Source organism: Corynebacterium sp. HMSC067D03 (assembly GCF_001811185.1).
Taxonomy (GTDB): domain Bacteria; phylum Actinomycetota; class Actinomycetes; order Mycobacteriales; family Mycobacteriaceae; genus Corynebacterium; species Corynebacterium coyleae.
This window is the reverse complement of the sequence record NZ_KV803780.1, coordinates 58,356-68,694: the sequence shown is the minus strand read 5'-3', so window position 1 is coordinate 68,694 and position 10,339 is coordinate 58,356. Positions and strand designations below refer to the sequence as shown.

Annotated in this window: 10 protein-coding genes; 5 read left to right on the top strand and 5 right to left on the bottom strand. The window is 60.5% G+C overall.

The annotated features are described in order from the left end of the window. Nucleotides 1-131: 131 nt before the first annotated feature. A complete protein-coding gene (locus tag HMPREF2785_RS00260) occupies nucleotides 132-587 on the bottom strand; it encodes an SdpI family protein (protein ID WP_224213302.1) in 456 nt (151 codons plus the stop codon). Between the two features lie 88 nt (nucleotides 588-675). Between HMPREF2785_RS00260 and HMPREF2785_RS00255 the strand changes: the two genes are divergently transcribed. From HMPREF2785_RS00255 to HMPREF2785_RS00245, 3 genes are all read left to right on the top strand, one after another. Next, complete coding sequence (locus HMPREF2785_RS00255) at nucleotides 676-1,914, top strand: dicarboxylate/amino acid:cation symporter (protein WP_070613744.1); 1,239 nt, start codon at nucleotides 676-678, stop codon at nucleotides 1,912-1,914. A 212-nt stretch (nucleotides 1,915-2,126) separates the two neighbouring features. Next, entirely contained in the window at nucleotides 2,127-3,833 is a 1,707-nt protein-coding gene (locus HMPREF2785_RS00250; protein ID WP_070613915.1) for an ATP-binding protein, read from the top strand. A gap of 57 nt (nucleotides 3,834-3,890) precedes the next feature. Further along, nucleotides 3,891-4,598: a hypothetical protein gene (locus HMPREF2785_RS00245; RefSeq protein ID WP_070421883.1), complete on the top strand. Its 708-nt coding sequence runs from the start codon at nucleotides 3,891-3,893 to the stop codon at nucleotides 4,596-4,598. 27 nt (nucleotides 4,599-4,625) lie between these two features. Here the strand turns inward: HMPREF2785_RS00245 and HMPREF2785_RS00240 are convergent, their stop codons facing one another. The 4 genes from HMPREF2785_RS00240 to HMPREF2785_RS00225 all read right to left on the bottom strand — a co-directional run bounded on the left by HMPREF2785_RS00240 (nucleotide 4,626) and on the right by HMPREF2785_RS00225 (nucleotide 6,852). Beyond that, the gene (locus HMPREF2785_RS00240; protein WP_070613742.1) at nucleotides 4,626-4,994 is read right to left on the bottom strand and encodes a hypothetical protein; all 369 of its coding nucleotides are present in this window, start codon (nucleotides 4,992-4,994) and stop codon (nucleotides 4,626-4,628) included. A gap of 324 nt (nucleotides 4,995-5,318) precedes the next feature. After that, the gene (locus HMPREF2785_RS00235; RefSeq protein ID WP_070483283.1) at nucleotides 5,319-5,717 is read right to left on the bottom strand and encodes a hypothetical protein; all 399 of its coding nucleotides are present in this window, start codon (nucleotides 5,715-5,717) and stop codon (nucleotides 5,319-5,321) included. A 152-nt stretch (nucleotides 5,718-5,869) separates the two neighbouring features. Beyond that, nucleotides 5,870-6,268: a hypothetical protein gene (locus tag HMPREF2785_RS00230; protein ID WP_070483282.1), complete on the bottom strand. Its 399-nt coding sequence runs from the start codon at nucleotides 6,266-6,268 to the stop codon at nucleotides 5,870-5,872. A gap of 161 nt (nucleotides 6,269-6,429) precedes the next feature. After that, nucleotides 6,430-6,852 carry a hypothetical protein gene (locus HMPREF2785_RS00225; RefSeq protein ID WP_070613740.1) on the bottom strand — a complete coding sequence of 141 codons (423 nt, stop codon included), beginning with the start codon at nucleotides 6,850-6,852 and terminating at the stop codon, nucleotides 6,430-6,432. A gap of 108 nt (nucleotides 6,853-6,960) precedes the next feature. Between HMPREF2785_RS00225 and HMPREF2785_RS00220 the strand changes: the two genes are divergently transcribed. Together HMPREF2785_RS00220 and HMPREF2785_RS00215 are read left to right on the top strand one after the other, a co-directional pair. Then, nucleotides 6,961-8,412 (top strand): DUF5129 domain-containing protein, encoded by a 1,452-nt coding sequence (locus HMPREF2785_RS00220; RefSeq protein ID WP_070613738.1) that lies wholly within the window; start codon nucleotides 6,961-6,963, stop codon nucleotides 8,410-8,412. A 172-nt stretch (nucleotides 8,413-8,584) separates the two neighbouring features. Continuing rightward, nucleotides 8,585-9,832, top strand: a complete 1,248-nt coding sequence (locus tag HMPREF2785_RS00215) for an amidohydrolase (protein ID WP_070613736.1) — start codon at nucleotides 8,585-8,587, stop codon at nucleotides 9,830-9,832. Nucleotides 9,833-10,339 lie beyond the last annotated feature (507 nt).

Genomic DNA, 10,339 nt, shown 5'->3' with positions numbered 1-10,339 from the left:
TTGGGGGACAAGCTGGCGGGCCGTGACTTCGCTAGGTGGCGCGCCAGTTAGGCGAGCCACCACCATGTTTGGGAAGTCATGTACGTCACAAAAAGGAAGTGTAGCCGAGGATCCGGCTTCGCGGGCTCATTTTATTCGTTGTTGTCGGCGTGGTCGGCGGCTCGTCGTAAAGCATCAAGGTTCACCGCGGGCTTCTCCTCTTCTTGCGCAGGCGCCTGCTCGCGCGCGTGCTCCACCAACGTTGCGGCGCGCGCACCGAAGTTGCCGCCCACGGACGCCGAAATCACCGCCGCTACCGCCGCGATCGCCGGCATGACCCACATCCAGCCGGAAGCGATGAACGAAAACGCTGCACCGAACGCGAGCGCCAACGCGGCCAGCACCCAGAACGGACCCGCTACCTTATGCGCCTGGTTCCAAATGCCTTCGTCCTTGCGCACAGCCGGCACGTGGAGGCCGATCCACTTGTTGCCGGGCAGCTTGCCCGCAGAGGCGAGCGCGCCGGGGATGAACAGCGCAAGCGTTAGCAACGAGAAGATAATGCCGAGGACAACGTTAAGGGAGCTCATGTTCGCGAACGGACTCATAGCCACTAAGCATACGACCGCACACTCACCTGCAAAAAAATATGATCAAAATGCAGTAGATTGCATAAATACGGGCTACGCTAGGCCCATGCAAAAGAAAATCCTCCACTCATTGCTGTTCTGGGTGGTTGTAGCGATTGCCTTGGGCTTCGCCTGCAGCTTCTTCTTCCCGGACTGGCTTGCCCGCGTCTTTGTCACGTTCAACGGGCTGTTCTCTAACTTCCTCGGCTTCTTCGTCCCGGTCCTTATCTTCGCCCTCATCGCACCCGCCATCGCGGGTCTGGGCCAGGGTGCGGGCAAGTGGCTCGGCGTCACCGCCGGTGTCGCATACGGCTCCACGTTCATCTCCGGCCTGATCGCATGGTTCACGGCGTCCACGCTGTACCCGAGGCTTCTGGACGGCAAGACCCTCATCACCGATGTCGCCGACCCCGATGCCGGCGGCCTCTCCCCTTACTTCAGCGTTGAAATGCCGCCACCACTGGAAGTCATGTCCGCGCTGCTCCTCGCCTTCGTCGTCGGCCTGTCCATGACGGCAGTGAAGTCCGACAACCTGTTCAAGGTGCTCGGCGAGCTCAACGACATCGTGCTCAAGGTCGTGGTCACCTTCGTCATCCCGCTGCTGCCGCTGTTCATCTTCGGCACCTTCCTCAACCTGGGCATGAACGAAAACTTCGGAGACACCATGGCGGCCATGGGCGTAGTCCTCCTGCTCTCCGTCGTGATGACCGTCGTGATCGTCCTGCTGCAGTACCTGGTCGCAGGCACCGTCGCTGACGTGAACCCGTTCAAGGCGCTGAAGAACATGCTGCCGGCATACTTCACCGCACTGGGCACCTCGTCCTCCGCCGCGACCATCCCGGTCACCTACAAGTCCACCCTGAAGAACAAGGTTGACGAGGACGTCGCCGGCTTCGTGGTCCCGCTCTGCGCGACGATTCACCTGTCCGGCTCGATGATGAAGATCACCCTCTACGCGCTCTCCATCGTGTTTATGGCCAACCTGGATATTTCCGCCGGCCAGGTCATCGGATTCATCCTCCTGCTGGGCATCATGATGATCGCCGCGCCGGGCGTGCCGGGTGGCGCCATCATGGCCGCTGTCGGTCTGCTGCAGTCCAACCTCGGTTTCGACGAGTCCATGGTCTCGCTCATGATCGCGTCCTACATCGTCGTTGATTCCTTCGGCACCGCCGCCAACGTCACCGGCGACGGCGCGATCGCCCTGATCGTGAACAAGTTCGCTGCGGGCAAGATCAAGAACGATTCGCTTGACGACGACACCGTCACCACCCCGGCGGACACCCAAGCAGGCGCTGCCCGCTAGTCCCCCACTGATTTGAGACGACCGCCCTTCGGGGCGGTTTTCTTTTGCCTTGTTGCTCTTCGAGGTGTTTCACGTGAAACATCAGGTGCTCACTGTATCGAGATGGCTCCTCACTGTATGAAGTGACGCCCTCACTGTAAAAAGAGAGGTGAAAATGGGTCCTCACTGTATTGAGTGATGCCCTCACTGTAAAAAGTGAGTACAGTGAGAGCATGAGTGAGCGGATGGATGACATCATGGCCAGGCTGCGGCGCCAGCGGAATGATGATCACTGGATTGAGGCGAAATCCGGTACGGGGAAGTTGGATACAGCCTTTTGGAAAGCAGTGAGCGCCTTTGCAAATACGAAGGGTGGCCTGATCGTCCTTGGCATTGAGGAAGATCAGTCGACCGGTACGTTCCAGCCAGCCACTGATTTTGACTCTCGTGCGATGAATGATCGACTCATCAGTGCTTTGAGGGTCGACCAACAGAAGCCTCCGGTGACGCCGATACCCGAGACTGTCGTCGAACTCGATGAATACCAGGGTTCGCCGGTGATCTTGGTTGAGGTGCGGCCGATGCGTACCGATGAGCGCCTCGGAAAGCAGATGCCGTGTTACGTGACCTCGCAAGGACTCCGGGATGGCGCGTACAAGCGAGTACTGGATGGCGATCAGAGGCTTTCCAGCTACGAGATCTTCCAGCTCATGAATCTCTACACGCCAGATTCCTCGGAGTTGCTGCCTGTTCCTGGGGCGAACCTCGATGACCTGGATGGCCAGATGTGGAACGGGCTGATCCAATCTTTGGAGAAGAGGGGATCCCGGATCCGGGTGGGAACAAGAACCGATGCAGAGGTTCTGGAGCGACTGCATGTGCTTGATGCAGAGGGCGTACCAACCCTTGCGGGCGCGTTGGCATTGGGCAGCTATCCGCAGCAGTTCTTCCCGCAGCTCTTCATCGATGTCGCAGTGCACCCGACGACGGAGAAGTCGACGTCTGAGACACGCTTCCTTGATCGGGCTCACTGCGACGGTCCGCTTCCCCTGGCGGTCGAGGATGCGATTAAAGCTGTCGTGCGCAATCTCCGGGTTCGTACTGTGGAAGTTGGGGCGAATATGGTCGACGAACCTGAGATTCCAGAGATTGCTCTGCGTGAAGCGATTGTGAATGCCGCGATGCACCGTGACTACAGTCCGCAGGTTCAGGGGCGGCAAGTGCAGGTTGATGTGTACCCGGACCGGGTCGAGGTAAACAGTCCCGGCGGACTGTGGGGAGATCGCACCGAAGACAATATCGACGAGAACAGGTCGGTAAGCAGGAACCCTTCGCTCGCGAACTTGCTGAGCAACCTTCCAACGCCTTCGGGCTCGATGCGCGTGGCTGAAAATCAGGGAAGTGGTATTCAGCGGATGAAGCAAGGGATGGAAGGCTATGGCCTGCCCCAGCCGGTGTTCGATGCGAAGATCGGAGAGTTCACCGTCATCCTCTACAGGTTCGGGATCCTCGATCCTGAAATGTCGGCATGGCTGGAGTCGGTCGCGCCTGACAGCACTCGAGAGGAACAGATCGCGCTGGCGATTGCCAAGGGTTTGGGTGCTGTGTCCGTGAAGGAGCTCCGGAAGCACCTTGGGCTTGATAGTGACGATGCACGCAGTCTGTTGAGTGATCTCGTCACACGCGGGCTGCTCGGTCCGGGCCACACGCGGGATTCGTTTGTTCTTTCAAGCAGCGGCATCGAACTCGATGAAACGGACAACAAACTCATCGCCTACCTGGCCCAAGTTGGAGAGGCAGCAGCACGCGATATCGCGGACCACCTAGACGTGAGTGTCAATACCCTGCGCCCAAGACTCCGCAGCATGGTGGATGTGGGTGAAATTGTGCCCACTGCCCCACCGACAAGCCGCAAGCGAAAGTATCGCCTCCCCAACTAGGCGCACCGTTTCACGTGAAACATCTGCCCGCTCCCCCAATGGCGTAGTGTCATTCGCATGTCCTTCGAGATCGTCACCACTCATTTCGTGGCGCACGAGCCGGACCTCGACGGCGCGTACGAGCTCTACCTGAACCGCATCCGGGCCAGCGGCGTCGAGATTGCGGCGGTGTCGCCGCACCCCCACCCCATCGAGGACGAGTATGTGCTTTGGGATCTCCGCTGCCAGGCCGCGTACGACAACCTCGCCGCGCCGGAGGACCTCCAGCTCTACGAGCTCAACGCGCTCGTGGACTTCTCCACCACGAACCGCGACGAGGCGCTTGACTACTTCTTTTTCGAGGATATGGGCGGCCCCACGCGGTTCGCGGCGGCACTCGGCGGCCTGTCGGACCTCACGCTTCGCGACGAGCCCACCGGCCCCCTCTCCCTCACCACCATCGTTTATCTCGGCGCCTCGCAACACATGGCGGTGGCGCAGCAGCTTTTCGACGACACCCTCGCCGCCCTCAACGCCGTCGCCTACCAACCCTTCGTCGCCCCACTCGAGGGAACCGAACATGCTGATCTTGTCGGCCCGCTCTGGCTTCGCGACGCCACCTTGAACATCATCGGCAAAGGCGACGGAATCTTCTCCCCCGGCAAGGACGCCTGGGCGGGTTGGGTGCTGACCTCAGACAGCAACAACACCGCCGAGCTTCAACTGCGTGAGCGCATCGAGCCTGACGCAGTGGTGATTAGCCGGGCGGTGTCTGAACCGTTCTAGCGGGCTGTACCCGCTGGCGGTGTTGGCTTAGTTGGTCGGTGCGGTGGCTGCGCTGCCAGCTGCATCGTCGGCAGCGCCACCTGCTGCACCGTCAGCCGGAATGGAGTTGGTCACTACCTCGTCGGAAATGACCGCGTCGCTCGGCGCCAACGGATCCTCGGAGACAACAGCCGTATCGGAGACGACCACATCGCCGGTGGAGTCCGTGCCACCCGTGCTGCCCGTGTCACCTGCGGTGGCGCCACCGGTGGTGACGGCGTCGCTGACGTCGGAGACCACACCGTCGGTCGGGGTGGTCACGGAGTCGGTGGCGTCCTCCGAGTCGTTGCAGGCGGCCAGTCCGGTTGCGCCGAGAACAAGAGCGGTAGCGGCGGCTGCAATACGAGTGTTGGTCATGTTTACTCCTTCGCTAATTGATTCGCACGAGTTGATTCGCTCGGGCGTCGTACCCGTCGCTATTCACTTGTACGGGCCGAATCTGTGTTGCGAGTTGGAGAAATCACACAGGTTTCGTGTTCTTCACTGACGTTTGCGTCCCCACTCCGTCACGCGACGGTGAAAACAGCTGTTCTCGGGAACTTTCCTCCCCCACCGCACCCAAATAATTCACTTTCGCCAGGAGCCCACGGAGCAAGACCGAAGAAAGTTCCACATGGCAACGCAAAACCCGGCCCCCCATCTAGGGACCGGGTTGAATTTGTAGCGCCTAAGCGCGCCGACTTAGAACGGCAGTGCTGGGAGCTGAACGCCCGGGATGGCACCGGAGAAGGCAGCGGCTGCGCCGAGCAGTGCGACGAGAGCGACTGGAACGCCGATCAGGACACCAAGGAAACCAGCCTTGTAGTCGTCATCCTGAACTCCTGCCTTGATGCAGACGCCAGACGGGGTGGAGCTGTTGATCTTTTCCTTCTTGAGGCTGTCCTCAACCGCTTTCTTGCGCTCTGCCTTCTCAGCTGCGGTTGGAGCATCTTCAACCCACTTCCAGGCCTGCTCAATACCTTCGACGCACTTCTGGTATGCCTTGGAAGAGCCAAGCTTCTCTTCAGCGGCGATGGCTGGGGTTGCGACTGCGGTCAGGGACAGGGTTGCCGCGACAGCGGCGGTAGCGATGCGCTTCATGTTTTTCTCCTTGAGATTTGGTGTGTAGAAGGTATTAAACGTGTGTCAAGGGCATTCCGCAGGCAAATCGACAAAAAACTTTCACGACGTTAAAAAGACCCAGCCCCAACTGGGGGAACTGGGTCTTAAACTCTGCGTCTAAGCGCGCCGACTTAGAACGGCAGTGCCGGGAGCTGGACACCCGGGATGGCGCCGGAGAAGGCCGCGGCTGCGCCGAGCAGTGCGACGAGGGCGACCGGGACGCCGATCAGGAGGGCGAGAGCTCCGGACTTGTACTCGTCGTTATTAACGAGCTTCTTTACGCAGACACCGGTAGCGGTGGAGCTGTTGTTCTCGCCGAACTTAGCCTTTTGGATCTCATCCATTCCACCCTTGACGATTCCGTTGTCCGTCTTGTCCTCGATCTTGCCCTTGTTGTTGAAGAACCGGTCGGCATCCACCTTGCAGTCCTTGTAGTACTGAGAGGAACCCGTTTCAGCGGCGATGGCTGGGGTTGCGATTGCGGTCAGGGACACAGTTGCTGCGACAGCGGCAGTTGCGATGCGCTTCATAGCCTTCTCCTTCGATCGTTGGTTCTGCGTTGCGGAGGCTAACGCTTGGTTGGGAGATCGCGCAACGCGGTCTGGTCGTTACATTCAGTGCATCGCCAAAACAACAAAAGACCCGGTCTCCCACCAGGGAGCCGGGTCGAAGTACCGCGTCTAAGCGTGACTTAGAACGGCAGTGCCGGGAGCTGAACGCCCGGGATGGCGCCGGAGAAGGCAGCAGCAGCGCCGAGCAGTGCGACGAGTGCGACCGGGACGCCGATCAGGAGACCGAGCATGCCGGACTTGTAGTTGTCGTCCTTGATGAGCTCCTGGATGCAGTCGCCGGTGGACTTGGTTTCCTTAGCCTTGGTGTCGTCAGCCTTAGCGTTGCTGTCCTTGACCTCGACGGGCTTCTCTTGCTTCTTGCACTGCTTGAAGCGCTCGGAGGAGCCGACCTTGGTCTCGCCGGCCTTGTCACCCTCCTGCGGGGCGATGGAGATACCGTCGTTGCCCGGGTTCTGAGCCGGAGCGTCGGCAGCGAAGGCCGGGCCGGCGACGAGGGACAGGGACAGGGTTGCAGCTGCGGCTGCGGTGGTGATGCGCTTCATTGGGTTCTCCTCAATGTGATGGGTTGAACATGCCAGGGCTCTGACATGTGTAAAACTAACATCGCTTGCACTGCGGCGTGTGTTACTTCGTCGCTAAAATTTTTTTGTATGGCGAATTTGAGCGAGATCGCAGCGGTTGTTGGCGTCACGGCGTTGGTGGGGCTTGGCGGTGCGGCTGTCGGCTACAACATGGTCGATGTGCCGGAGATTTCGCAGGTCACGATGCAAACGCATGGCGCGCCGAATGCGATTATCGACGACCCGCAGCAGGTCCTCTCCCCCGACGACCGCGCACGTCTCGAGCGTGACACTGCACGCATTGATGCGCCTGAGGTGGTCACGGATTTCCACTACATGGTGTTCAAAACGAACCACAAGAACGTCCTCGACGACGTTGAGGCGCTCCTGCGCACCCAGTACCCGGACCTTGTCGATCAGTCGAAGGGCGAGAACGGCCACCTTGCGGACGGCGCGCTCATCGTCGGCGTTGGCCTCGACCCGCGGCAGGCGTTTGTGTACGGCGGCGAGGATGTGACTCGCGAGCTCATGCTTGACGACGACTCCCACCTCACCGATCTCCAAGACGCCATGAAACCCGGCGTGAAGGACGGCAATATCCCGGCCGGGCTGTTCCGTACCGCGAACCAGGCCATGAACGCCGAGGCACTCGCCCAGAAGCAGGTGGACGACGCGACTGATGATCAGATCGGCGCGACCATCGGGCTTGGCGTCCTCGGTGCCGGTGTGGCAGGCGCTAGTGGGGGTGGGTTGTTGGCGGTGCGGGGGCGTCGTCGAAAAGCAGTCGCCCAGGCGCGCAAGGACTACGACACCGTGACCAGCGAATACACCCGCCTCGCGGGACGGCTGGACGAGGTGGACGTGCGGGCGAACTCGCTGACGTCCGCGTTTGCCGATGAAACCCTGCGCCGCCAGTGGGCGGAAGTCCGTGACCGCTTCCTGAGCATGAACGAGTTGGTCCACGGCGCGGCGGGGCTGAACGCGATCAACATGAACGACGACAAGGACGTGTACGAGCACCGCAGGCAGTTGGCGGACGCGGCCGAATCCGTCAAGCACGTGTCTAAGGCGGAGGAAAACATCGACAGGCTTTTCGCCGTCGAGCATGGCGACGCCGCAGCGCGCCGGGCTGACCTGACCAAGATCCGCGAGGACGTGCTGCGGGCGCGCAGTGAGGTGAAGGGCAAGGAGCTGAAGCGGGAACTCGACCTGCTGATGGGGCGGATCGAGGCGCTTGACGCAAACCCGAACTCCCCCACCTTCCTCGATGACTTCGTGCGCGTGCTCGGCGATTACCGCGTGATCTTGGACCAGGTGAAGAAGAAGCAGTTCAGCGACGTGAAGGAGAAGCAAAAGCTGCGGGCACCGGCGGTGTACGAGACTGGGTTCTGGTACGGCGGGTACGTCCCATACGTGCACATGCACTCGTGGCACGCGGCGAACGTGCAGGCGGCAAAGGCGTCGTCGTCCTCCTCGAGTGGCTTTAGTGGCGGCGTGTCCTCGTCGGGCTTTTCCGCTGGTGGCGGTAGTTCGTCATTCTAAGAAATTTTGAGGTGACAGTCGTCACAAAACACAGTTAGGGCTTTTCCTTTATTAGGTCCGTGTTTATGCTTAGGCGCGGAGAAATTCGAAGCGCAAACCCGCCACTGAGAACACGCAGTGGCGGGTTTCCTTATGCCACGACCTAGTAGGTAGGTAGGCGTACCGTGAAGGTATGTCTGTCGAAATTGGCAAGGTCAAGAAGATTTTGGGTGACCTCATGTCAACCGGAACCGAACGCGAAGCGCTGTACAAGCACTTCCACCAACACCCCGAGCTGTCCATGCAGGAGCATGCGACCGCGGAGCGGATCGTAAAGGAACTGGAATCCTCAGGTATCCGGGTAACCCGGGTGGGGGAAACAGGGGTGGTGGCGGTCGTCGATAATGGCGAGGGCCCAGTCGTGGCCATGCGCGCAGACATTGATGCGCTGCCGGTCAAGGAAGCCTCTGGCAAGGACTATGCCTCCACGGCCACGCAGGTTGACGCCAAGACCGGCGTGGAGGTTCCCGTCGCCCATGCGTGCGGCCACGATGTTCACCTCATGTCGCTGCTCACCGCGTTGCAGGCGTTCAACGCTCACAAGGACCAGTGGTCCGGCACATTTATCGGCGTCTTTCAGCCCGCCGAGGAGACCGCTGAAGGTGCCCGCGCGATGCTCGCTGCTGGTTTAGAGGAAGCAATGCCACGGCCCGATGTGTACCTGGGCCAACACGTGCTGGCCAGCCTGCCCGGCGGACACGTGGGCACGCGACGCGGACCGGTGCTGTCCTCCGCATTCTCGGTGAAGGTCACGGTGCACGGCAAGGGCTCCCACGGTTCGATGCCGGAATTGGGAGTGGACCCGGTGGTGCTTGCCTCCACCATCGTGATGCGCCTGCAAACCATCGTCTCGCGCGAGGTAGCAGCCAAGGAAACCGCGGTGGTGACCGTCGGTGCGATCCACGCGGGCACGAAGTCCAACATCATCACGGACTCCGCCGAACTGCTCATCAACACCCGCGCATACAGCAGCGAGGTCAGCGAGCACCTCAAGGAAGCCATTGAGCGCATCGTGCGCGCGGAATGCGTCGCCGCCCGCAGCCCGATGGAACCCGAGTTCACCTACTACGACCGCTACCCGCTTACCGACAACGACGGGGACGCTACCGACACCGTCCGCGAAGCCTTCGACGCATACTTTGGCGACGAATCCTGCGACCTCGACGCCGTACCCGCCTCCGAGGACTTCTCCACCATCCCCGACGCGCTCGGTGTCCCCTACACCTACTGGGGCCTGGGAGGCTTCGCGGACATGAGCAACGCCGTGGGCAACCACAACCCGGCGTTCGCACCTGATCTCCAGCCCACACTCGACCGTGGCACCGAAGCAGTCGTCGTTGCTGCTTCCGCCTGGTTGACCGTGCCGGTCTCGGCGGATTAGTGGAGTTTAAAAATTTATGCAGCGGCCAATGGGGGGCATGGGCCGCTGCAAAGGACCCGAAGGCCCTGGGTGGGGACTATGTCCCCCAAAGGGAGCCCGCGCCTCTCGCACTCTAAATGGGGGGGGGTGGGTGAGTGCTCAGCCGGTTCTCGGGGGGTGTAACCGTGGGCGGGGCTCCGGCTCAAATATAGATCATGTGTAAATGGCTTGTCTAGTCTTAGTGCAAAATACTGCTAAACATGCAGGTAGATAGCGTGGTGTTGCGGTGGTGGGGTGCGGTTACGGCAGTTCCACGCCACACTGCTTGAGGATCGTTTTGGGCAGGCGGAAGCGAGCGGCCATGCGAACAGGTGTGCTAATTTTGTGCTGAAGATTCTCGGCACCTATTAAACTGTCGGTTAATAAAACTGCTGGTTACGAAAGAAGCAGACGGAGGCGAGAAAGTTGCCATTGGAAATCACTGTCACCAATAGTGAAGAGCTTCTTGAAAGGAAGCGAGAGTGTTTG